The sequence below is a fragment of the Serratia montpellierensis genome (assembly GCF_020858655.1).
Taxonomy (GTDB): Bacteria; Pseudomonadota; Gammaproteobacteria; order Enterobacterales; family Enterobacteriaceae; genus Serratia; species Serratia montpellierensis.
Genome location: NZ_VOSN01000013.1, coordinates 409,046 through 430,765, shown reverse-complemented (window position 1 = coordinate 430,765; position 21,720 = coordinate 409,046). Strand labels below are relative to the sequence as shown.

The window sequence follows — 21,720 nt, the reverse complement described above, 5'->3', positions numbered from 1 at the left end:
CTCGAAATGGGCAAAGCTTAACCGCTTTAGGAATGGCATGGATCACTCGTTGAAAGAAAACCAGATAATGTGCTTAAAGGCGATCGCTAATGGCGATCGCCGAGCATTTGAACGCCTGTACAGTTCGACATCCGCATGTTTATTCGCCGTTGCGCTACGCATGTTGCGTAATCGTCAGTGGGCAGAAGAGGTTCTGATCGACGGCTTTCTTACCATATGGCAACGTGCTGGAGATTATGACCCTACCATGAGTTCGCCTATGACATGGCTTACTCATATTATAAGGAATCGATGTATTGATGGATTGCGTAGCCGGCACGGGCGCCATGTGGAACTGGAAGAAGAATATAGCGATCAAATCCCTCAGTCGGAAAATGAAAGCCAGGGTGATGAGGAGGAGCTGGCTAAAAAGTTAAATGACTGTTTGAAGCATCTGACTTCTGAACAACGGCAAAGTATTGCTTTGGCATATTATCAAGGGATGTCGCACGCGGATATCGCTGATTGGTTGCAGCAACCGCTGGGTACGGTAAAAAGCTGGGTCCGCAGGGCGCTAGCACATCTAAAGGATTGCCTGGGCCTATGAACAGACGCGAAAGTGATGACATGTTGGCTGCAGAATATGCTCTTGGCACGCTCAGAGGGAATGCTCGGCTGCATTTTGAGCGCCGTCTGAAAACGGATAGCGTTTTAGCTAACCAGGTTGGAAAATGGCAAAGTATTTGGTCAGGGCTGGATATCGATATCACGCCAATATCGCCCCCTGAAAGCGTTTGGAAAAGAATCGAATTAAATCTGCCTCGATACGCTTCGCCCCGACGGCGCGTGCGAAACTATATTGCATGGGGGCTTGCTGCGGGATTGGGCGCATTGAGCCTGAGTTCGTGGTTTTATTGGCGTACGCCAGAGCTGAAACCGCTAGTTGTGCTGAATGGAACGAATCAAGGGACGTGGGTCGTTAGTTCAGACGGTCAAAGAAAAATTGTTCGTATAACCCCCTTAGGCCTCGCCGCTATTCCGGACGGGAAAAGTCTTGAACTATGGCTGATTCCTGTAGGACATAAACCCGTTTCAATTGGACTCGTGAACGTGAAAGGCGTGAGTCAGTTTTATTTGGCAGATGCTGATTTAGTTAAAGGAGCAACGATTGCCATCAGCCTGGAGCCGTTAGGTGGCTCACCGAGCCAGCAACCGACCGGCCCCGTGTTGTATTCAGGTGAGTTGACTCTATGATTGACGCCGGATGCGGATGCACCCCGCAGAAATAGCATTTGAATTCGTTGATAAATAAAACGGCCGGGCATACATTCTCCGGCCGTTTTTATGATTACACGGTCTGCTTGCGAAACAGTTCGCGGAATACCGGATAAATATCGTCCGGCTCGCGGATATGCTGCATGGCGAAGTTGTCGAATTTCGCCTGCAGATCCTCATATTCGCGCCACAGCGTCTGGTGAGCGCGACGAGTGATTTCTATATAGCTGTAGTAACGCACCATCGGCAGGATCTTCTTCGCCAACAGCTCATGGCACAGCGGTGAGTCATCGGCCCAGTTGTCACCGTCCGACGCTTGCGCGGCGTAGATATTCCATTGCGCCGGGTCGTAGCGCTCTTCGACGACGTCGTTCATCAATTTCAGCGCGCTGGAGACGATGGTGCCGCCGGTTTCTTGCGAATAGAAGAACTCCTGTTCGTCCACCTCTTTCGCCTGGGTGTGGTGGCGAATATAGACCACCTCGACGTTTTTATAGGTACGGCTCAGGAACAGATAAAGCAGGATGTAAAAACGTTTGGCCATGTCTTTGGTCGCCTGATCCATCGAGCCGGACACGTCCATCAGGCAGAACATCACCGCTTGGCTGGAGGGTTCCGGCCGGCGCTCATAGTTTTTGTAGCGTAGGTCGAAGGTGTCGATAAACGGCACGCTTTCGATTTTCTTGCGCAGTTCGGCAATCTCCTTGCGTAACCGCTCCTCTTCCAGCAACTGCACCGGTTCGGTGTTTTCCAGCTGGTTCAACTCGTCTTCCAGTTCGTGCAACGCGCGCCTTTTCCCAGCGGTCATGGCGGTACGCCGCGCCAACGAGTTTTGCAGCGATCGTACGACGCTGATGTTGGCCGGCACACCGTTGGCGGTATAGCCGGCGCGGTGGGTTTTGAACTCGGTCAACTGCTTGTACTGGTTCTTTTTCAGGTTGGGCAGGGCAAGATCTTCGAACAACAGATCGAGATATTCGTCTTTAGAAATCTGGAAGACGAATTCATCCTGGCCTTCACCATCCTGGCTGGCGTTGCCCTGGCCGCCGCCACCGCCTGAACCGCCCTGAGGCCGCTCAACGCGATCGTTCTGCACGAAGTGGTCGTTGCCCGGATGCACCCGATGGCGCGTGCCGCCGCGCCCCTGATGAAACATCGGTTCGTTGATATCGTCAGTGGGGATGGAGACCGACTCCCCGCTGTCTACGTCGGTGACCGAACGCTTGTTGATGGCTTCGGCAATCGACTGTTTGATTTGCGACTTGTAACGACGCAAGAAGCGCTGGCGGTTCACCATGCTCTTGTTTTTGCCGTTCAGCCGTCGGTCAATGAAATAGGCCATACTTCCCCCAAACGACGTTGCCAACTCTTCATGTCCCGGCCGCTACAGCGCAATGTGCAGCCCCTCCGTGGGCTGCGCTGCAACGTCCATGACTGTGGACATGGCCCTGATAATGCCGCTTACCTGAGGCGTTATGAGGATTTTCTGACCCGCAGATACCATTCACAAAGCAGGCGCACCTGCTTACGGGTATAGCCTTTCTCCATCATGCGGTCGACGAAGTCGTCGTGTTTTTTCTGCTCGTCCGTCGAGGTTTTGGCGTTGAACGAAATCACCGGCAATAGCTCTTCGGTATTGGAGAACATTTTCTTCTCGATCACGGTACGCAGCTTCTCGTAGCTGGTCCAGTTCGGGTTGCGGCCGTTGTTGTTGGCGCGGGCGCGCAGCACGAAGTTCACGATTTCGTTGCGGAAATCTTTCGGGTTGCTGATGCCGGCCGGTTTTTCAATTTTTTCCAGTTCGGCGTTCAAGGACTCGCGGTCGAACAGCTGACCGGTATCGGGATCGCGATACTCCTGATCCTGGATCCAGAAGTCCGCGTAGGTCACGTAGCGATCAAAAATGTTCTGTCCGTATTCCGAGTAGGATTCCAGATAGGCGGTCTGAATCTCTTTGCCAATAAACTCGGCGTATTTTGGGATCAGGTAGCCTTTCAGGTGTTCCAGGTATTTCTCGGACAAATCCTGCGGGAACTGTTCGCGCTCGATCTGCTGTTCCAGCACATAGAACAGGTGCACCGGGTTAGCCGCCACCTCGGCGTGATCGAAGTTAAATACCCGCGAAAGGATTTTAAAGGCGAAACGGGTGGAGAGGCCGTTCATGCCTTCGTCAACCCCGGCGTAGTCGCGGTACTCTTGATAGGACTTGGCTTTCGGATCGGTATCCTTGAGGCTTTCGCCGTCATACACGCGCATTTTCGAGTAAATGCTCGAGTTTTCCGGCTCTTTCAGCCGCGACAGCACGCTAAACCGCGCCAGCGTCTCCAGGGTGCCCGGCGCGCAGGGCGCGTGGGTCAGCTCGCTGTGGTCCAGCAGTTTGTCGTAAATCTTGATCTCTTCCGACACGCGCAGGCAGTAAGGCACCTTGACGATGTACACGCGGTCGAGGAACGCTTCGTTGTTCTTGTTGTTACGGAAGGTCACCCATTCGGATTCGTTGGAGTGCGCCAGAATAATGCCGCTGAACGGCAGGGCGGAGATGCCTTCGGTGCCGTTGTAGTTGCCTTCCTGGGTCGCGGTCAGCAGCGGATGCAGCACCTTGATCGGCGCTTTGAACATCTCGACGAATTCCATTATCCCCTGGTTGGCGCGGCACAGGGCGCCAGAGTAGCCGTAGGCGTCCGGATCGTTCTGCGCGTGGTTCTCCAGTTTACGGATATCCACTTTACCGACCAGCGCAGAGATGTCCTGGTTGTTCTCGTCGCCCGGTTCGGTTTTGGCGATGGCGATCTGTTCCAGAATGGAAGGGCGCACTTTCACGACTTTAAACTTGGTGATATCACCGCCGAACTCATGCAGGCGCTTGGCCGCCCACGGCGACATGATGGTGCCGAGATAGCGACTGGGGATATTGAACTCTTTTTCCAGGATCGAGGCATCTTCCTGCGGATTGAACAGGCACAGAGGATGATCGTTGACCGGGCTGCGCTCGCCGTTGGCGCTGAGGGTGTAGATGGGCACGCGCTGCATCAGCGCCTTCAGGCGTTCCGCCAGCGAGGACTTACCGCCGCCCACCGGGCCCAGCAGATACAGGATCTGTTTCTTCTCTTCCAGGCCCTGCGCGGCGTGTTTCAGGTAAGAGACGATCTGTTCGATGGCCTCTTCCATGCCGTAGAACTCTTCGAAGGCCGGATAACGTGCGATCACGCGGTTGGAGAACAGGCGTGACAGGCGTGATTCTAGCGCAGTGTCGACCATCACAGGTTCACCGATAGCCATCAGCAGACGTTCGGCCGCGTTGGCATAGGCACTGCGATCTTGCCGGCAAATGGTAAGAAATTCCTGCAGTGTGAACTCTTCGTCCTTGGCAGCTTCGTAGCGCTGGCGATAGTGGTCAAATATGTTCATGATGCCCGTCCTTTCGTTATTAGCACAGGTTAAAGAGAGCGTGTGATAGTGTTCTGGCTCCCGAAAGATGAGAATACGCCTGAGTACAGCAACCCGTATGCCAACTTGGTGCGCTTATTATCGCGAGTTGCGCTGTATGCCACTGGGCCCAGGATAAATTCACCTTCTGATTTAAGCTTAGTTTGCTTGCCGGAAAATTTCCTGCCGCAGAAAAAGCTTTTTTTAAGTCATATCAATGACTCAGTTATTACCGTGTGAGCCAAATGCCTTGTCTGGCGCGGCCTGCGGGATGAAACGTCATCGTTCCGCCATGATTAATTCATAATTCCGCTATAAGTTATTCGATCTTGGTCGTTTTCTATTGTAAAGATTAGGCGCGTAACTAAATTTTCACATAAACTGTTGCAGCTATTAACCCTGTAATTTATGGAAAAAGAACCAGTGAAGATTTCAAAACTCAAAACGCTAGCAATTATCGCTTCCGCAATGGTTTGTGCGCAAAGTGCTCAGGCGGGAACCTGGTCACTCGGCGCTGCCGCGCTGGTTAGCCCGGACGCGTATCGTGGTTATCAGGACCGCGTGTATCCGGTGCCCGTTATCGACTACGAAGGTGACGACTTCTACTTCCGTACTCTGACCGCCGGTTACTACCTGTGGAAGGATCAAGAAAACCAGCTGAGCATCATGGGTTACTACACGCCATGGGGCTACCGTCCGGGCGACAGCGACGACGATCGCATGAAGCGTCTCGACAAGCGCCGCGGCACGCTGATGGCCGGCCTGGCCTATTCGCACAACGCCGAGTGGGGCACTATCCGTACCACTTTCACCGGCGACACGCTGAACAACAGCAACGGGCTGGTGGGCGATGTGGCTTACCTGTACAAGTTTGATCTGGACGCGCTGACGCTGGTCCCGGGCGTGGGCGTAATGTGGAACAGCAAGAACCAGAACAAATACTACTATGGCGTCAGCGCCAATGAGTCGCGCCGCAGCGGCCTGGACAGCTACACCCCAGGCGATAGCTGGGCGCCGTATCTCGAACTGAGCGCCAATTACCAGATCAACAAAAGCTGGAATGCCTTCTTCGTCGGCCGCTATGTGAAGTTGTCTGATGAAGTGAAAGACAGCCCGATGGTGGATAAATCCTACACCGGTTTGTTGATGACGGGTGTGAGCTACACCTTCTAATCACGCATTGCACGATAATCGTGCATGACGTGCATCAAAAAGGGGCGCCAGCGCCCCTTTTGCACATCGGTAGTGCGCTGCCGCGCACGGCTTTTCAGGCCTTCTTACGGCTGCGGAAGGTCACACCCAAACGGGCCGGTTGTTCGCCGGCGGCGACCAGCGGTTTACTGACGCGCCCGGTCTCTACGCAGACCATGGTCTTGTAACCGTCGTTCGGCATATCCCCCATGCTGCAGGAGAGCTCTACGCCCGGGTTCCAGGCGATAACGTCACTCATATGGTGGTGGTGAACCTCGATGGTGCGTGCGAGCGCCGGATCGCGGATCTGGCTGAAGGCCTCCGGGCGAGTGTAGACGCGGTCGGTTTGGCCGACAAAGGTCACTTCGCCCGCCTGGCGCGCCTCTGCGCCGCCCGCCACCTTGTCGATATAAGGCTCGCCCAGGCCCGCTACGCTGACCCGATCGATGTCGCCGACCTGGAAGTAGCTGTGCAGCGCCGCCGTGGCCTGATAGTCGCCGTGCGATTCCAGTTCGATCTCGCACTCCGCTCCCAGCTTGAAGCGGGCAATCAGCGTGAAGGCATGCGGCCACAGTTTTCGGGTCTGCTCATTGTCTTTCAACGTGAAGGTCAGGATGACGCCGTTGTCATCTTCATCGTGCGCCGTCAGACTCCAGGGTTGATTGCGGGCAAAACCGTGGGAGGGTTGCGCCACCGGGCCGAACCACGGCCAGCAGATCGGCACGCCGCCGCGGATGGCCTTGCCTTTGGCAAAAGGCGTATTGTTGCTGAGCCAAATGACCGGCTGTTCACCGCTGGGCTGCCAGGCCAGCAAATGGGCGCCCTGCAGTGCGACGGCCGCGCGCACTTTAGGGTGCGAGACCACCACTACGCCCAACTCATCGAGTTGACGCTGGCTGATGTAAGGCGAAATCTGTTCGGAAACGGGCAGGGTGAAAATTTTCTCGTTCATTCCATAACCTTCTTGTTTGCCGGAGAGACAAATAAAAAAGGGCGACAAAAATGTCGCCCTCATTATCAGCTTAACATCATGCCATTACTTGGAGATGTGAGCGATCAGGTCCAGAACCTTGTTGGAATAACCGGTTTCGTTGTCGTACCAGGAAACCAGTTTCACGAAGTTGTCGTTCAGTGCGATACCGGCTTTGGCATCGAACACGGAAGTCAGTACTTCGCCGTTGAAATCGGTGGAAACCACGTCGTCTTCAACATAGCCCAGAACGCCTTTCATAGAACCTTCAGCGGCGTCTTTGATGGCTTTCTTGATTTCTTCGTAGGTAGCTGCTTTTTCCAGACGCACGGTCAGGTCAACAACGGATACGTTAGGCGTCGGTACGCGGAACGCCATACCGGTCAGTTTGCCTTTCAGCTCTGGCAGAACAACGCCAACCGCTTTCGCTGCGCCGGTAGAAGAAGGGATGATGTTCTGGGATGCGCCGCGGCCGCCGCGCCAGTCTTTGTGAGACGGGCCATCAACAGTTTTCTGAGTGGCGGTGGTCGCGTGAACGGTGGTCATCAGGCCTTCAACGATACCGAAGTTGTCGTTGATGACTTTAGCCAGCGGCGCCAGGCAGTTGGTGGTGCAAGAGGCGTTGGACACGATGTCCTGGCCGGCATATTTGTCAAAGTTGGCGCCACGCACGAACATTGGGGTCGCATCTTTGGATGGGCCAGTCAGAACGACTTTTTTAGCGCCAGCGGTGATGTGTTTACGTGCGGTTTCGTCGGTCAGGAAGATACCGGTCGCTTCAGCAACCACGTCAACACCCACTTCGTTCCACTTCAGGTTAGCCGGGTCTTTCTCTGCGGTAACACGGATGGTTTTGCCGTTAACAACCAGGTGGCCGTCTTTAACTTCTACCGTACCGTTGAAACGGCCGTGAGTAGAGTCATACTTCAGCATGTAAGCCATGTACTCTGCGTCCAACAGGTCGTTGATTGCAACGATCTCGATGTCAGAACGCTCTTGAGCAGCACGGAAAACAATGCGACCGATACGGCCAAAACCGTTGATACCTACTTTGATAGTCATATATTCCACCAGCTATTTGTTAGTGAATAAAAGGTTGGTTGTAAAATTACAAAAACCTTACCCAGCGTCAAGCGGAATCGTGTCAATTCTTGCGGCAAGTCAAACCGGAAGGGTGGTTTTGCACGCTTATTGCACAGTCCATTTGCGCTCGGCCTTATCCGTTATATGGGGACAAGCCGCCAAGTATAAAGTCAGCATACGCAAGATGTGTGATCGCTATCACATATCATCGTGACGTGGCCTTTATGGGCTACAGTTTAGGCCAAAAATCTCTGCAGCGGTGTTAATTTTTTGTTATTATTAATCATTGTTTTCGTTGACATTATCCATATTCAGAGATAAGCACAAATGGCTAAAGAGACAACCCCCGGTCATCCGGTCACGGAACTGAATGAAATCCAACGTTATGTGACGCAACAGCGCGGCACCGAAGCGCCGTTCAGTGGCAAATTGCTGCACAACAAGCGCGAGGGCGTGTACCATTGTCTGTGCTGTAACCAGCCGCTGTTCTATTCCGAAACCAAATACGATTCCGGCTGCGGCTGGCCGAGCTTTTATGAGCCGGTTTCCGCCGATGCAATCCGTTATCTTGATGATAATTCACATAATATGCATCGTATTGAAATCCGCTGCGGCCACTGTGACGCGCACCTGGGGCACGTTTTCCCCGATGGCCCGCAGCCGACCGGCGACCGCTACTGCGTCAACTCCGCCTCGCTGAGTTTCACCGATGGCGAAAATGGCGACCAAACGGCCGGCTAAGTGGTAATTTAACCAACAAAATCGATTCAGCTAATTATTCATCTGTAAGCGAGAAGGGCTCTGATGGACGTGAAAGATCTGATTGCGGCGATGACGCCCGAGATATACCAGCGCCTGGTACAGGCGGTTGAGCTGGGCAAATGGCCGGACGGCGTGGCGCTGACGCCGGAGCAAAAAGAAAACAGCCTGCAGGCGGTGATGCTGTGGCAGTCGATGAACAACGTCGATCCGCAGCACATGAGCATCGGTACCGACGGGCAGATCGTGATGAAGAGCAAGCAAGAGCTGAAACAGCAGTTCGTTGCCGAGCCGCTGGCCAAACTCAAGCCGCAGTAAGGCTGCCCTAAAGCGGGGCGATGCCGCCATCGCCCCGTCGATTCACCGTTTTTCGCCCTTTATGCCCAGCGATTCCGCCAGCTGCTGCGCCAGCCGGTTGTTGTCGTCCGCGCCGTACTCCCAGAACATCGCTCCTCCCAATCCCTGGCTTTTGATGTACTCGGCCTTGATGGCCACCGAACGCGGGTTCTCGTAGGAGATGGCGAACAAGGGTTTGCCTGCGGCGGATTGCAGCGTCAGGTAAGGTACCTTGGCGTCGTCATCCCAGTGTTCGCGAAAACGATGCTGCGGATCGTTGAGCAATTTGCTGACGATATCGAGGTATTTAAAGTAAGTATCTTTGCTGAGATCCAGCCCCAGCGCGTTGAACAGGGTGGTTTCGCGCGTGCTGAAGTATGGCTGCGTCACCGGATGCTTGGCGGCCTCCGGCTTGTCCCAGTCGATGCCGGCCTCGGTCGCCCGTTTCGGCACCCGGCCGTAGAAACCGATGCCCAGGTTCATCTGTGCCGGTTTCAGCCCGGCAGCCAGATAATTCTTTACCACGAAATCGGCGCTGTAGCGGTCGGCGGCCGCTACGGTTGGCCAACGCTTTGAATCGTACAGGTTGGCATTGAAGTACTGCGTGCCGTAAGCCATGTCGTAGGTCATCAGATTGATGTAGTCGAGGTAAGGGGCAATACTTTTCACATCGACCCATTCCAGCGGGCTTTTGACGTTGGCCCCGACGGCGATGGTTAACAGCTTGCCTTTCCCCAGCGCCTGATGAAGCTCTTTCAGCAGCTGGGTGAAGTTGTCGCGGTCTGCCGGTTGGCTTTCCACCAGTCCCCAGGCGCCGTTCACCGGATATTCCCAGTCCAGATCGATACCATCCAGCTGATACTGTGCGATCACCTGCAGCGCGGAGCGGATGAATATCGCCCGGTTTTCCGCAGTAGCGGCGGCGCCGGAGAAACCCCGTGCGCCCCAGCCGCCGACCGACAACAGCACTTTCAGCTCGGGGTTCTGTTTACGCAGCACCGGCAGCCGTTGCAGATCGGCCGTTACCTTCGGCGACAGGTAGATCTGGTGGCGGCGAGCGGGGTCTTTCAGCGCCGCATTGGCTTCGTCTTTCTCACCGTTGTAGATCAGGCCGAACGAATAGTTGAGGTGAGTGATTTGCGTGACGTCCAGCTTGTCGATGTCGCCACCGGGGCCGGCGGTGACGTCGCCGCCGCCGTTGAAGTAGCCGACGGAAAGATAAGCCGCCTGGGCCGTGCTTACGCCGGCCATAGCCAACTGCACCGCTGCCAGCAAAGGCAGCAGTTTTCGGGTTATTTTCATGTCTGTCTCCTTGGATCGGCAAGGCCGACCGTACCGCCAGAGGCGGTCACAATAAAGCCGGGCTCAGCGGGCCCCGGATGCGTATAACCGATTGACGCCAAAAGTGTCGCAGCCATAACAGCAAAAGCACCTGCCGGTCACAAGCCGTTGGGGAAGAAGAAGGGCGGTATTGTGAGCGGCGTCGATATTTTCGCCGCCGCTCAGAGTGGGCACCGGTGGCGCCCGAGAGGATTTAGTGGGCGAGAAACTGTGACAGGGTAACCAGTTGTGCGCCGGCGCGCGCCATGTCCTGCAGCGCCCGTTCGCTGTCGTCCGGCTGCAGATTCACGCCGCGGCAGCCGTCGACGATCACCTGCGTTGGATAACCGGCAGCCAGCGCATCCAGCACGCTGAACTTCACGCAGTAATCGGTCGCCAGGCCCATGACAGCCAGTCGCCGGACGCCCTGCGATTGCAGCCAGCCGTGCAGTTCGGTCTGCGCTCGGTGGCCGTTATCGAAAAACGCGCTGTAGCTGTCGATATCCGTATCCTGGCCCTTGCGAAAAACGGCATTGATGTGCTGCCGCTGCAACTGAGGGTGAAAATCGGCACCGTGGCTCCCTTGCACGCAGTGCACTGGCCACCACACCTGCGGCAGGCCTTCCAGCTCGCCGAGGGTACCGACCTGCGCATGGGAGTTCACCGCAAAGCTGCGGTGATTGGCCGGGTGCCAGTCCTGGCTGGCTACCACCGGCTCGCCACGCGCCAGACAGGCGGCGATCGCCTGATTGGCAACCGGGATGACGGCGTCGCCCTCCGTGACCGCCAGCGCGCCGCCGGGGCAGAAATCGTTTTGCAGATCGATCAACAATAGGGCCGTTTTCATCGCCGCTCCAAAGATCAGTAGGTTAACCGTTGATGCTCAGTTCGCCGCGCAGGTCTTGCTGCATCAGGGCGCGGATTTGTTCCGGCGTCAGCGGCTGGCTCAGCAGGTAGTGCAGCTTGGTCAGGGCGGCTTCCACCGTCATGTCGAAACCGCTGATCACCCCGGCGTGCGCCAGCGCGTTACCGGTAGCGTAGCCTTCCATATTGACGCGCCCGGAGATGCACTGCGTCAGGTTGACCACCACGATGCCGCGTTCGGAGGCCGCACGCAACTCGTCGATCAGCTCGGCCTTCTGCGGCGCATTACCGACGCCGTAGGAGCGCAGGATCAGTGCCTTGACCGGCTGCAGCAGGAAATTGCGCACCACCGCGCCGGAAATGCCCGGATAGATAGTGACCACGCCGATCGGCTGCGGCGTGATGTCGTGCACCCGCAGCGCGCCGTTGCAAGCCGGGCTGTCGATGCCGTGCTGGCGACGAATGTGAATGCCGGCTTCCAGCAGCGGCGGCAGATTCGGGGAGGCGAAGGCGTCGAAGCCGTCGGCGTGCGCTTTGGTGGTGCGGTTGCCGCGGAACAGCTTGTTGTTGAAGAACAGGCTGACTTCGTTCACCGGATGGTTGGCCGCCAGATACAGCGCGTTGAGCAGGTTGGTCTGGCCATCGGAACGCAGCTCCGCCAGCGGAATCTGCGAACCGGTGACGATCACCGGTTTATCCAGGTTTTCCAGCATGAAGGAGAGCGCCGATGCGGTGAACGCCATGGTATCGGTGCCGTGCAGGATCACGAAGCCGTCGTAGCGATCGTAGTTCTGCTTGATGTCGTCGGCGATGTGCTGCCAGTCTTCCGGCGTCATGTCCGAAGAGTCAATCAATGGCGCATATTCATGAATGGTGAAATCCGGCATTTCCGGGCGATGGAATTCGGGCATCAGCGCCAGCTGGCGCTGCAGGTGGCCGGAAACCGGGATATAGCCGTGATCGGAGCGCTGCATGCCGATGGTGCCGCCGGTGTAGGCGACGTAAATGGATTTCTTTTGCATGGTCATGATTTTAACAAAGATAAGATGGGCTGAATTATAGGGGCATGGCGGCAGAAAAAAAGCCCGGCGATGGCCGGGCTGCAGAATTATTTGTTAGCGGACTTCTCCGCAGGTTAGACAGATCGCATAACGGTTTTGCGGATCGTTCAGGTTATTGAACAAGCCCGGCTGCTCTTTCACCGCGTTGGCGACCGAGGCCAGCGGGGCAGGCAACATGGCCTGAATCGCCGCAGGCAGCATGGCGTGAATGGAAACGCCGAACTGGCTGAGCACCATATCGCTGAGGCTCGGGGTGTCGACGAACCAGTCGAGCTGCCACTGCTGCAGCTTCGCCAGCTCGGCGGCTTTCTTCACCGCGTCGTCGAAATCGCCCAACTGATCGACCAGGCCGTTGGCCTTGGCGTCGCTGCCGAGCCAGACGTGGCCCTGGGCGATTTGATCGACCTGCTGCGGGGTCATTTTGCGCGATTTGGCAACCAGATCGAGGAAGTTCTTGTAACCGTTTTCGATATTCAGCTGCATCATCTGCGAGAACTCCTGCGGCAGCGCCTTGGTGATCGCGATGTCGGCCAGCGGTGAGGTCGCCACGCCGTCGGTGTGCACGCCCAGCGTATCCAGGGTTTTCTCGTAGGTGTTGATGATGCCGAAAATGCCGATGGAGCCGGTCAGGGTGCTCGGGCTGGCGATGATGTAGTCGGCTGGCGTCGAGACCCAGTAGCCGCCCGACGCAGCCATGCCGCCCATCGACACCACCACGGGTTTGCCGGCGGCGCGCACGGCGGCCAGCTCGGAACGGATCACTTCGGACGCGCTGACGCTGCCGCCCGGGCTGTTGACGCGGAACACCACGGCTTTAATGGCCGGATCCAGACGCGCCTGACGCAGTTCGGCGGCGGTGGTATCACCCCCGACATTGCCCGGCGTTTGCGGGCCATCCATGATGGCGCCGTTGGCGAATACCACGGCGATCTTGCCGCCCTGGTTCGCGTCCGGTTTCGGCTGATAGTCGTAGATGCTGATGGCGTTGAAATCGTTCGCCTGTTTGTCCCAGCCGAAGGTTTTGACCAGCTGATTTTCGATCGCGGTGCGCGACGCCAGCTCGTCCACCAGCTTATTGTCCAGCGCATAGCGGGCGGTGTCGCCACCGGCCGCCTGCAGGCCGCTCAGTACGCCGGCGGCGCCCGGGAACAGCTGCTGCGGCGTCAGCTGGCGGTTGGCCGCGACGGTCTCGAGATAGTTTTGCCACAGACCGCCAATCCAGCGGCTGTCCGCTTCGCGCGCCGCCGGGGACATGTCGTCGCGGATCAGCGGTTCGACCGCCGATTTATAGGTGCCGACGCGGAAGATATTGGTGGTGACCTTGAGCATGTCCAGCAACGACTTGTAATACAGGTTGTTGGTGGCGAAACCGTGCAGATCGACCGCGCCCTGCGGCGACAGGTAGACCTTGTTGGCGTAGCTGGCCAGATAGTATTGCGTCTGGTTGTAGCTGTCGCCGATGGCGAAGATCGGTTTGCCGCTGTCGCGGAACTCGCGCAGCGCTTTGCCGATATAGCGCAGCGACGGCTGATCGGCGCCGGCGAAGTCATTCAGCTGCAACACCATGCCGGTAATGTTTTTGTCGTCTTTGGCCTTGCGGATGCTGTCTACCACGTCGAACAGCGAGTTTTCCTGTAGGCGGCTGCTGGAGGCGCCCAACAGCTCGCGGCCCCACTGCCGTACCCGGTTGTTTACCGAAGGTTGATCGACCACCACGCCGCTTAAGTCGACCAGCAGTGCGCCGCGCGCCGGAGCCGTCGAGGTGGAGGAGCTTTGGAAGGACAGATAGATACCGACCCCAACCAGGATCAGCAAGACCAGGAACAGGTTAAGGATCAGTTCCCTGATAAAATTCAGCAGACGCCATGTCCACCGGAAAATGCCGGCAATAATTTGCCACAATGTGCGCATGTGCTCTCCAACAAGAGTCGAGAATGTTCCGCTATCCTAATGAGCGGCCGGGTAAATGTCAGCTTTAAATCGTGGCACACAGACGCTATCGCCGAGGCTGTAACTCGTCGTTTAGCTATGTTAACGTGGCCGGAATGAAAATTGTTATCAGGAGTTTACGATGGATGCTCTGGATCTTTTATTGAATCGTCGCTCGGCTTCGCGCCTGGCGGAACCGGCGCCGGCGGGGGAAGTGCGCCAAAATATCATCAACGCGGGCCTGCGTGCGCCCGATCACGGCGCGCTGCAGCCGTGGCGTTTCGTGATGATCGAAAATCAGGGTCTGGAGCGTTTCAGCCAGCTGCTGCAGGCGGCGGCGAAACAGGATCGGCTGGATGAGGCGGCGATCGAAAAGGCCACCAAGGCGCCGTTCCGCGCACCGCTGATCATCACCGTCATTGCACATTGTACTGAAGAGACCAAGGTGCCTCGCTGGGAGCAGGTGGTTTCCGCCGGTTGCGCGGTGCAGGCGATGCAGATGGCGGCGCTGGCGCAGGGCTTTAACGGCATCTGGCGCACCGGCGCCTGGACCGAGCATGCGCTGGTGCGCGAAGCCTTCGGCTGCCGCGAGCAGGATGAGATTGTCGGCTTCCTCTATCTGGGTACGCCACAGCTGAAGGCCGCCACCAAGGTGACGCCGCCGGACAGCACGCCTTTCGTCAGCTATTTCTGAGTTTTCTCCAGCGGGGCGCGGCTAAAATGCGCCAAACCCCGCAAAATCGCATGGTTTCTGAGCAGGCCGTTCGCTTATCGGCGGCACGCTCTTATCAATCCCCTCGGCAAGCGCTACCCTATGTTATCTTGAGTGCCGTTACCGAAGGGAGTGGACTATGACATCGCCAGCGATCCGTTTAACCCAGTACAGCCATGGTGCTGGCTGCGGCTGCAAAATCTCACCGAAAGTTCTCGAAACCATCCTGCACAGCGAGCGGGAAAAATTTGTCGATCCGCGTCTGCTGGTCGGCAATGAAACCCGCGACGATGCGGCGGTGTACGACATTGGCAACGGCGTCGGCATCATCAGCACCACCGACTTCTTCATGCCGATCGTCGACGATCCGTTTGATTTCGGCCGTATCGCCGCCGCCAACGCCATCAGCGACGTGTACGCCATGGGCGGCAAACCGATCATGGCGATCGCCATTCTCGGCTGGCCGATCGCCAAGCTGCCGCCGGAGGTGGCGCAGCAGGTGATCGACGGCGGCCGTTTCGCCTGCCAGCAGGCGGGGATCGCGCTGGCCGGCGGCCACTCCATCGATGCTCCGGAACCTATTTTCGGCCTGGCGGTGACCGGCGTGGTCAATACCGAGCGGGTGAAGAAAAACAGCGCGGCACAGGCTGGATCAAAACTTTATCTGACCAAGCCGCTGGGCATCGGTGTGCTGACGACCGCCGAGAAGCAAAGCAAGCTGCGCCCTGAGCATCAGGGCCTGGCGACCGAAGTGATGTGCCGCCTGAACAAGCCGGGCGCCGACTTTGCCGAGGTCGCGGGCGTCACGGCGATGACCGATATCACCGGCTTTGGCCTGCTGGGCCACCTGAGCGAGGTATGCCAGGGCTCCGGTCTGCAGGCGACGGTCTGGTTTGATCGGGTGCCGAAACTGCCGGACGTCGAGGCGTATATCGCCGAGGGCTGCGTACCGGGCGGCACCGGGCGCAACTTCGACAGCTATGGCCATCTGGTGGGCGAGATGAGCGATTTGCAGCGCCAGCTGCTGTGCGATCCGCAAACCTCCGGTGGCTTGCTGTTGGCGGTATTGCCTGAGTCGGAGGCGCAGGTGCTGGCGATTGCCGAGCAGCACGGTATCACGCTCAACGCTATCGGTGAATTGCATGCCGCACAGACCGGGCAGCCGCTGATCGAGGTCGCGTAGTGTCCAACATGCAAGGAAGGCCGGACAGCGACGATTACCCACGCATTTTCCTGCAGGACGTGCCGCTGATTGACGTGCGCGCGCCGATCGAGTTTCAGCAGGGCGCTTTCGCCCAAGCGGTGAATTTACCGCTGATGATCGACAGCGAACGCCAGGCGGTCGGTACCTGCTATAAGCAGCAGGGGCAACAAGCGGCGATCGCGCTCGGCCACAGCCTGGTGAACGGCAAACTGCGCGAACAGCGCACCGCCGCCTGGCTGGCGGCCTGCGCAGAGCGGCCGGAAGGCTATATTTACTGCTTCCGCGGCGGGCTGCGCTCGCAGCTGGTGCAGCAATGGCTGCATGAGGCCGGCGTGAATTATCCGCGTATCACTGGCGGTTATAAGGCATTGCGCAATTATCTGCTCGGTGTACTGACGCAAAGTGCGGCATTGCCGATGGCCCTGGTGGGCGGCAATACCGGCAGCGGCAAGACGCTGCTGGTCAACGAACTGGCCGACGGCGTCGATCTGGAAGGCGCGGCGCGCCATCGCGGTTCATCTTTTGGCCGAACGCTGGCGGGACAGAGCTCGCAGATAGATTTTGAGAATCGTCTGGCTGTGTTATTGCTGAAAAAACAGCATGGTGGCAGCCGCCGTTGGGTGCTGGAAGACGAAGGGCGGATCATCGGCAGCAACAATCTGCCGTTGCCGTTGTTCAACGGCATGCAGCAGGCGCCGGTGGCGGTGATCGACGATCCGTTCGACATTCGCCTGGCGCGCCTGCAGGCGGAATATATCGACGGCATGCGCGAACAGTTCGAACAGGCTTATGGCGTGGAAGAAGGCTGGCGACAGTACGACGACTATTTGCACCACGGCCTGTTCGCCATCCGCCGCCGTTTGGGCCTGGAGCGCTTCCAGCAGCTGACGCAGCGGTTGGAGGCGGCGCTGCGGGCGCAGCGCCTCAGCGGCCAGGGCGACGCGCACCGTGAATGGTTGGCGCCCCTGTTGCAGCAGTACTACGATCCGATGTATTGCTATCAGTTGGAAAAGAAAGCCCAGCGGATTGTCTTCCGTGGGGACTATGCAGAAGTAAGAGAATTCTTGATGACGTTCAGCCAGAAAAACGGTGATTAATGCGACTGTTCATAGCCGAGAAACCGAGTTTGGCGCGCGCCATTGCCGACGTCTTGCCCAAGCCGCATCGCCGCGGCGACGGCTATATCGCCTGTGGCAACAACGACGTGGTGACCTGGTGCGTCGGCCACCTGTTGGAGCAGGCTCAGCCTGACGCCTATGACAGCCGCTATGCGCGCTGGTCGTTGGCGGATCTGCCGATCATCCCCGAAAAATGGCGCTTGCAGCCGCGGCCGTCGGTCAGTAAACAGCTCAACGCCATCAAAAAGTTGCTGCTCGAAGCCGATGAGGTGGTTCACGCCGGTGACCCGGATCGCGAAGGGCAACTGTTGGTGGATGAGGTGCTGGACTACCTGGATTTGACGGCGGAAAAGCGCCAGAACGTGCGCCGCTGTCTGATCAACGATCTCAACCCGCAGGCGGTGGAGCGCGCGGTCGAGCGGCTGCGCGACAACCGAGACTTTATCCCGCTGTGCGTGTCTGCGCTGGCGCGCTCGCGCGCCGACTGGCTGTACGGCATCAATATGACCCGCGCTTATACGCTGCTGGGCCGCAACGCCGGCTACGACGGCGTGCTGTCGGTGGGCAGGGTGCAGACGCCGGTGCTGGGATTGGTGGTGCGGCGCGATGAAGAGATCGAAAACTTCGTGCCGAAAGACTTCTTTGAGGTCAAAGCGCACATCGTTACGCCGAAAGAAGAACGCTTTGTGGCGCTGTGGCAACCCAGCGACTCCTGCGAGCCTTATCAGGATGAAGAGGGGCGTTTGCTGCACCGGCCGTTGGCGGAGCACGTGGTCAAGCGCATCGAAGGCCAGCCGGCCCTGGTCACGTCTTATAACGATAAACGGGAATCAGATACCGCGCCGCTGCCGTTTTCGCTCTCCACGCTGCAAATCGAAGCCGCCCGGCGTTATAACCTCAGCGCGCAACAGGTGCTGGACGTTTGCCAGCGGCTGTACGAAACCCACAAATTGATCACCTATCCGCGTTCCGACTGTCGCTATCTGCCGGAAGAGCATTTCGCCGGCCGCCACGCGGTGCTGAACGCCATCAGCGTGCACCAGCCTGAACTGTACCCGCAGCCGGTGATCGACAGCGATCGCCGCAACCGCTGCTGGGACGATAAAAAGGTCGATGCGCACCATGCCATCATTCCCACCGCCCGCGCCGGCAAGATTAATCTGACGCAGGATGAACGGAACGTGTATGGGCTGGTGGCGCGTCAGTATCTGATGCAGTTTTGTCCGGATGCGGTGTTCCGCAAATGCGTGATCGAGCTGGATATCGCCGGCGGCAAATTCATCGCCAAGGCGCGTTTTCTGGCGGAGGCCGGCTGGCGCACGCTGCTGGGCAGCAAGGAGCGCGACGAGGAAAACGAAGGTGCACCGCTGCCGGTGGTGGCCAAGGACGATGAGCTGCTGTGCGAGCGCGGTGAAGTGGTGGAGCGCCAGACGCAGCCGCCGCGGCCGTTTACCGACGCCAGTCTGCTGTCGGCTATGACCGGCATCGCGCGATTCGTACAAGATAAAGCGTTAAAGAAAATCCTGCGGGCGACCGATGGTTTAGGAACGGAAGCGACGCGAGCGGGGATCATCGAATTGCTGTTCAAGCGGGCGTTTCTGTACAAGAAGGGACGCTATATTCACTCCAGCGAAACCGGGCGCGCGTTGATTCACTCGCTGCCGGATCTTGCTGCACGCCCTGATATGACGGCCAACTGGGAAGCCACGCTGACGCAAATCAGCGAGAAATCCTGCCGCTATCAGGATTTTATGCAGCCGTTGGTCGGCACGCTGCAAGAGCTGATTTATCAGGCTAAGCAGAGCCGGGCGAGCATGGCGTTTCGTGGATTGCCGCCGCCGCCCTCCAGCGGGGGCAAAAAACGCAGGAAAAGCGCCGGCAAGGCGCAGGAGAAGAGTGAATGAAGCGTGGACTCAGTGGGGTATTGGCTGCCGCTGCCCTGATGTTTTCCGGCCTGGCGGCCGCCAATCGCGGCGATGTGGACGTGGTATTGCCGGTTTCGCCGGAGATCTGGGGCACGGCCAAAAGCGGCGTCAACCCGCCGCCGGCGCAGCCCTGCAACCGCTGTTGCGTCTACCAGAATCAGAACTATTCCGAGGGCGCGGTGCTTAAAGTGGAAGGGGAAGTGCTGCAGTGCGTGCGTGAGCCTAACACCATTGGCACCAACCCCTTGATTTGGGTGCGATTGAAGAAGTGACGATGTAACCTGTCGCCGCGTTCAGCGTGAATCGGCTTGCGCGGCGATATAGTCTGCCAGCAGTGGAACGTCAGCGGGCGCCAGAGCGTATTCCTGCGCCTGTTGCGGCGTGACCCAGACCAGCGCCGAGTGGCAGCGCTGCTGCAGTTCACCGGAGAACTCCGCGACTCGCCAGGCGTGCAGCCGGATGGTGCGTTCGCCTTGCCGCCACTGATTGCTGCCCACATAGTTGCCGATACGGGCGCAAATCCCCAACTCCTCATCCAGCTCGCGCGCCAGCGCTTCTGGCTGGCTTTCGCCAGCTTCAACCTTGCCGCCGGGAAACTCCCATAGACCGGCCTGATCGCTGCCTGTGCCGCGCTGGGCCAGCAAAATGCGGCCGTTCTGTTCCAGAATGGCGGCTACCACATCGATAATTTTCATTGGCTTCACAGAGTAAAACCCCGGCGAGCGCCGGGGTGATGGGGTTACAGCGTAAATTCCGCCCACACCGGTGCATGGTCGGAAGGTTTCTCCATACCACGGGTTTGGTAATCGATGCCGGTGGCGATGCAGCGCGAAGCCAGCGGGGTGCTGGCCAGCAGCAGATCGATGCGCAGGCCGCGGTTGTCGTCGAACCCTTTGGAGCGGTAGTCGAACCACGAGAATTCGTCGTTGCGCCCCGGGTTGGCGTGGCGGTAGGTATCCACCAGGCCCCAGTTCAGCAGGCGGTCCATCCATTCGCGCTCTTCCGGCAGGAAGGAACACTTGCCGGTGCGCAGCCAGCGTTTACGGCTGTCTTCGCCGATGCCGATGTCATAATCGCTGGGGCTGATGTTCATGTCCCCCATGATCAACACCGGGGATTCCGCCGACAGCTGCTGCTCCAGGTAGTTTTGCAGATCCTGATAAAAGCGTGTTTTAGCCGGGAATTTGATCGGATGGTCGCGGCTTTCACCTTGCGGGAAGTAGCCGTTGATCACTGTCAGCGTGCCCTGTGGCGTAGCCAGATCGGCCATGATGATGCGACGTTGCGCGTCTTCTTCATCGGTCGGGAAACCGCGGCGCACGGCCAGAGGCTCCGCTTTGGTCAGCAGCGCAACGCCGTAATGGCCTTTTTGCCCGTGATAGAACACGTGATAGCCGTGCTGGCTGACTTCTTCCAGCGGGAACATGTCGTCGTGAACTTTAGTTTCCTGCAGACCGATCACGTCGGGCTGGTGCTGTTCGATAATTGCCGCCAGCTGATGCGGACGCGCGCGCAGTCCATTGATATTAAAAGAGACAAACTTCATGTGCGGTGCCGTTTTCACGAGAAAAATGTGCTGTGATAGTAGCAGAGTTTGGCGGGAAATGTAACGCAGACAGCAGCGGGACCGCTGACTGCGCAGCGGGTTTATTTCGCCCAGCGGTCGTAATTTTTAGGCTGATAGTCGTCAAACTGTTGCAGCAGCGTTTGTGCCGATTCACTGATGTGCAGGGTGCCGAGATAGTCGTGGCGCATAAAGCCCTGATCGGCGACGTGCTCGAGGAACTGGCTCAGCGGGCGGTAGAATCCGTTGACGTTCAGCAGGCCGACCGGTTTGTTGTGATAGCCGATTTGCCCCCAGGTCCAGATTTCAAACAGCTCTTCCAGCGTGCCGATGCCGCCGGGCAGGGCGATAAAACTGTCCGCCAGCGCCGCCATACGGGCTTTGCGCGTATGCATATCGGGCACCACTTCCAGTTCGGTCAGGCCGCGATGCGCCGTTTCCGCTTCAACCAGGCGTTCGGGGATAATGCCGACAGCTTCACCGCCCGCGGCCAACACGGCGTCCGCCACGATCCCCATCAATCCTTTTTTGCCGCCGCCGTAGATTAAACGGCGCCCCTGTGCGGCCAGCAGTTGCCCCAGTTGACGAGCCTGCTCGGCATAAGCGGGATTGACGCCTTCGCTGGCGCCACAAAAAACGCAAATATTGTTTCGCATCCACCTGTTCCTTACTGCACTAAAGAAGCCAGTGGTATAGCGAATTGTCGGCCGGAGTTCAAGTTACTGCTGGGAGTGAGGAAATAAAACATCGAGGTGAAAGCGGGGAATAAGGGGAGATAAATTGAGTTTATTGATACGAGGGCATTGGGTGCGATGTGCTTTAAGTCGATTTGGGAATGTTCTTCAAAGGAGGGGGGTGAGGGAAGGATGATTCGTCGCTGTGCGACTCACCCTGCGGGCCGCGCTGAAGCGCGTTGTCTCACTGCGTGAGATTCTCATCCTTCCCCAATACGGAGCGTTATGGAGGCGATGAACTTTTAATTCGGTTTGGGGATTTCTGCAAGG

21 protein-coding genes and 1 other RNA gene are annotated in these 21,720 nt (G+C 57.9%); 10 read left to right on the top strand and 12 right to left on the bottom strand.

What is annotated here, in order from left to right; genetic code table 11:
- Positions 1 to 37 precede the first annotated feature (37 nt).
- Together FUU19_RS13785 and FUU19_RS13780 are read left to right on the top strand one after the other, a co-directional pair.
- On the top strand, positions 38 to 586 hold the full coding sequence (locus tag FUU19_RS13785) for an RNA polymerase sigma factor (protein WP_141968416.1): 549 nt from the start codon (positions 38 to 40) through the stop codon (positions 584 to 586).
- Positions 583 to 1,233, top strand: coding sequence for an anti-sigma factor (locus tag FUU19_RS13780; protein WP_141968418.1), 651 nt, complete (start codon positions 583 to 585; stop codon positions 1,231 to 1,233). Before FUU19_RS13785 ends, FUU19_RS13780 begins: the two co-directional genes overlap by 4 nt.
- A 94-nt stretch (positions 1,234 to 1,327) precedes the next feature.
- Here FUU19_RS13780 and FUU19_RS13775 read toward each other — a convergent pair whose 3' ends face one another.
- Together FUU19_RS13775 and yeaG are read right to left on the bottom strand one after the other, a co-directional pair.
- Entirely contained in the window at positions 1,328 to 2,596 is a 1,269-nt protein-coding gene (locus tag FUU19_RS13775; RefSeq protein WP_038877203.1) for a YeaH/YhbH family protein, read from the bottom strand.
- Between the two features lie 131 nt (positions 2,597 to 2,727).
- A complete protein-coding gene (yeaG, locus tag FUU19_RS13770) occupies positions 2,728 to 4,662 on the bottom strand; it encodes a protein kinase YeaG (protein WP_141968420.1) in 1,935 nt (644 codons plus the stop codon).
- A 426-nt stretch (positions 4,663 to 5,088) separates the two neighbouring features.
- On the opposite strand from yeaG, the gene FUU19_RS13765 reads away from it, so the two are divergent.
- A complete protein-coding gene (locus tag FUU19_RS13765; RefSeq protein WP_025303095.1) occupies positions 5,089 to 5,853 on the top strand; it encodes a MipA/OmpV family protein in 765 nt (254 codons plus the stop codon).
- 94 nt (positions 5,854 to 5,947) lie between these two features.
- Here FUU19_RS13765 and FUU19_RS13760 read toward each other — a convergent pair whose 3' ends face one another.
- On the bottom strand, positions 5,948 to 6,823 hold the full coding sequence (locus FUU19_RS13760) for a D-hexose-6-phosphate mutarotase (protein WP_197834374.1): 876 nt from the start codon (positions 6,821 to 6,823) through the stop codon (positions 5,948 to 5,950).
- 84 nt (positions 6,824 to 6,907) lie between these two features.
- Complete coding sequence (gene gapA, locus FUU19_RS13755) at positions 6,908 to 7,903, bottom strand: glyceraldehyde-3-phosphate dehydrogenase (protein ID WP_004932222.1); 996 nt, start codon at positions 7,901 to 7,903, stop codon at positions 6,908 to 6,910.
- 348 nt (positions 7,904 to 8,251) lie between these two features.
- Here gapA and msrB point away from each other — a divergent pair, with 348 nt between their 5' ends.
- Positions 8,252 to 8,665 carry a peptide-methionine (R)-S-oxide reductase MsrB gene (gene msrB / locus FUU19_RS13750; RefSeq protein ID WP_063990126.1) on the top strand — a complete coding sequence of 138 codons (414 nt, stop codon included), beginning with the start codon at positions 8,252 to 8,254 and terminating at the stop codon, positions 8,663 to 8,665.
- A 63-nt stretch (positions 8,666 to 8,728) separates the two neighbouring features.
- Entirely contained in the window at positions 8,729 to 9,001 is a 273-nt protein-coding gene (locus tag FUU19_RS13745) for a YeaC family protein (protein ID WP_033634809.1), read from the top strand.
- Between the two features lie 42 nt (positions 9,002 to 9,043).
- On the opposite strand, the gene chiD is transcribed toward FUU19_RS13745, so the two are convergent.
- From chiD to sppA, 4 genes are all read right to left on the bottom strand, one after another.
- Entirely contained in the window at positions 9,044 to 10,321 is a 1,278-nt protein-coding gene (gene chiD / locus FUU19_RS13740; RefSeq protein WP_230490903.1) for a chitinase ChiD, read from the bottom strand.
- 232 nt (positions 10,322 to 10,553) lie between these two features.
- Entirely contained in the window at positions 10,554 to 11,186 is a 633-nt protein-coding gene (pncA, locus tag FUU19_RS13735) for a bifunctional nicotinamidase/pyrazinamidase (RefSeq protein WP_141968428.1), read from the bottom strand.
- Positions 11,187 to 11,208: 22 nt separating this feature from the next.
- A complete protein-coding gene (gene ansA / locus FUU19_RS13730; RefSeq protein ID WP_099817283.1) occupies positions 11,209 to 12,225 on the bottom strand; it encodes an asparaginase in 1,017 nt (338 codons plus the stop codon).
- Between the two features lie 93 nt (positions 12,226 to 12,318).
- Positions 12,319 to 14,175 (bottom strand): signal peptide peptidase SppA, encoded by a 1,857-nt coding sequence (gene sppA / locus FUU19_RS13725; RefSeq protein WP_230490904.1) that lies wholly within the window; start codon positions 14,173 to 14,175, stop codon positions 12,319 to 12,321.
- Positions 14,176 to 14,335: 160 nt separating this feature from the next.
- Between sppA and FUU19_RS13720 the strand changes: the two genes are divergently transcribed.
- The 5 genes from FUU19_RS13720 to FUU19_RS13700 all read left to right on the top strand — a co-directional run bounded on the left by FUU19_RS13720 (position 14,336) and on the right by FUU19_RS13700 (position 19,424).
- Positions 14,336 to 14,887 (top strand): NAD(P)H nitroreductase, encoded by a 552-nt coding sequence (locus FUU19_RS13720; protein ID WP_103686627.1) that lies wholly within the window; start codon positions 14,336 to 14,338, stop codon positions 14,885 to 14,887.
- A 157-nt stretch (positions 14,888 to 15,044) separates the two neighbouring features.
- Positions 15,045 to 16,088 carry a selenide, water dikinase SelD gene (gene selD / locus FUU19_RS13715; protein ID WP_141968430.1) on the top strand — a complete coding sequence of 348 codons (1,044 nt, stop codon included), beginning with the start codon at positions 15,045 to 15,047 and terminating at the stop codon, positions 16,086 to 16,088.
- A gap of 8 nt (positions 16,089 to 16,096) precedes the next feature.
- Entirely contained in the window at positions 16,097 to 17,206 is a 1,110-nt protein-coding gene (gene mnmH, locus FUU19_RS13710; protein ID WP_202669601.1) for a tRNA 2-selenouridine(34) synthase MnmH, read from the top strand.
- A complete protein-coding gene (locus tag FUU19_RS13705; protein WP_043142985.1) occupies positions 17,206 to 19,131 on the top strand; it encodes a DNA topoisomerase III in 1,926 nt (641 codons plus the stop codon). The genes mnmH and FUU19_RS13705 overlap by 1 nt, the downstream gene beginning before the upstream one ends.
- The gene (locus tag FUU19_RS13700; protein ID WP_230490905.1) at positions 19,128 to 19,424 is read left to right on the top strand and encodes a YnjH family protein; all 297 of its coding nucleotides are present in this window, start codon (positions 19,128 to 19,130) and stop codon (positions 19,422 to 19,424) included. Before FUU19_RS13705 ends, FUU19_RS13700 begins: the two co-directional genes overlap by 4 nt.
- 21 nt (positions 19,425 to 19,445) lie before the next feature.
- Here FUU19_RS13700 and FUU19_RS13695 read toward each other — a convergent pair whose 3' ends face one another.
- The 4 genes from FUU19_RS13695 to FUU19_RS13680 form a co-directional block, all read right to left on the bottom strand.
- Positions 19,446 to 19,847, bottom strand: a complete 402-nt coding sequence (locus tag FUU19_RS13695) for a pyrimidine (deoxy)nucleoside triphosphate diphosphatase (RefSeq protein WP_230490906.1) — start codon at positions 19,845 to 19,847, stop codon at positions 19,446 to 19,448.
- Between the two features lie 44 nt (positions 19,848 to 19,891).
- Positions 19,892 to 20,698: an exodeoxyribonuclease III gene (gene xthA / locus FUU19_RS13690; protein ID WP_033634797.1), complete on the bottom strand. Its 807-nt coding sequence runs from the start codon at positions 20,696 to 20,698 to the stop codon at positions 19,892 to 19,894.
- A gap of 101 nt (positions 20,699 to 20,799) precedes the next feature.
- Positions 20,800 to 21,372, bottom strand: a complete 573-nt coding sequence (locus tag FUU19_RS13685; RefSeq protein WP_004932190.1) for an LOG family protein — start codon at positions 21,370 to 21,372, stop codon at positions 20,800 to 20,802.
- Positions 21,373 to 21,566: 194 nt separating this feature from the next.
- Positions 21,567 to 21,675: non-coding RNA, RtT sRNA (locus FUU19_RS13680), on the bottom strand.
- Positions 21,676 to 21,720 lie beyond the last annotated feature (45 nt).

Bases quoted from the DNA above. Each gene is read 5' to 3' on its own strand.
- mnmH (WP_202669601.1), top strand. From the start codon at position 16,097: ATGCAAGGAAGGCCGGACAGCGACGATTACCCACGCATTTTCCTGCAG.
- msrB (WP_063990126.1), top strand. From the start codon at position 8,252: ATGGCTAAAGAGACAACCCCCGGTCATCCGGTCACGGAACTGAATGAA.
- FUU19_RS13705 (WP_043142985.1), top strand. From the start codon at position 17,206: ATGCGACTGTTCATAGCCGAGAAACCGAGTTTGGCGCGCGCCATTGCC.
- gapA (WP_004932222.1), bottom strand. From the start codon at position 7,903: ATGACTATCAAAGTAGGTATCAACGGTTTTGGCCGTATCGGTCGCATT.
- ansA (WP_099817283.1), bottom strand. From the start codon at position 12,225: ATGCAAAAGAAATCCATTTACGTCGCCTACACCGGCGGCACCATCGGC.
- FUU19_RS13700 (WP_230490905.1), top strand. From the start codon at position 19,128: ATGAAGCGTGGACTCAGTGGGGTATTGGCTGCCGCTGCCCTGATGTTT.
- FUU19_RS13720 (WP_103686627.1), top strand. From the start codon at position 14,336: ATGGATGCTCTGGATCTTTTATTGAATCGTCGCTCGGCTTCGCGCCTG.
- FUU19_RS13760 (WP_197834374.1), bottom strand. From the start codon at position 6,823: ATGAACGAGAAAATTTTCACCCTGCCCGTTTCCGAACAGATTTCGCCT.
- FUU19_RS13685 (WP_004932190.1), bottom strand. From the start codon at position 21,372: ATGCGAAACAATATTTGCGTTTTTTGTGGCGCCAGCGAAGGCGTCAAT.
- FUU19_RS13775 (WP_038877203.1), bottom strand. From the start codon at position 2,596: ATGGCCTATTTCATTGACCGACGGCTGAACGGCAAAAACAAGAGCATG.
- FUU19_RS13695 (WP_230490906.1), bottom strand. From the start codon at position 19,847: ATGAAAATTATCGATGTGGTAGCCGCCATTCTGGAACAGAACGGCCGC.
- chiD (WP_230490903.1), bottom strand. From the start codon at position 10,321: ATGAAAATAACCCGAAAACTGCTGCCTTTGCTGGCAGCGGTGCAGTTG.
- FUU19_RS13765 (WP_025303095.1), top strand. From the start codon at position 5,089: ATGGAAAAAGAACCAGTGAAGATTTCAAAACTCAAAACGCTAGCAATT.
- yeaG (WP_141968420.1), bottom strand. From the start codon at position 4,662: ATGAACATATTTGACCACTATCGCCAGCGCTACGAAGCTGCCAAGGAC.
- FUU19_RS13780 (WP_141968418.1), top strand. From the start codon at position 583: ATGAACAGACGCGAAAGTGATGACATGTTGGCTGCAGAATATGCTCTT.
- selD (WP_141968430.1), top strand. From the start codon at position 15,045: ATGACATCGCCAGCGATCCGTTTAACCCAGTACAGCCATGGTGCTGGC.
- xthA (WP_033634797.1), bottom strand. From the start codon at position 20,698: ATGAAGTTTGTCTCTTTTAATATCAATGGACTGCGCGCGCGTCCGCAT.
- pncA (WP_141968428.1), bottom strand. From the start codon at position 11,186: ATGAAAACGGCCCTATTGTTGATCGATCTGCAAAACGATTTCTGCCCC.
- FUU19_RS13785 (WP_141968416.1), top strand. From the start codon at position 38: ATGGATCACTCGTTGAAAGAAAACCAGATAATGTGCTTAAAGGCGATC.
- sppA (WP_230490904.1), bottom strand. From the start codon at position 14,175: ATGCGCACATTGTGGCAAATTATTGCCGGCATTTTCCGGTGGACATGG.
- FUU19_RS13745 (WP_033634809.1), top strand. From the start codon at position 8,729: ATGGACGTGAAAGATCTGATTGCGGCGATGACGCCCGAGATATACCAG.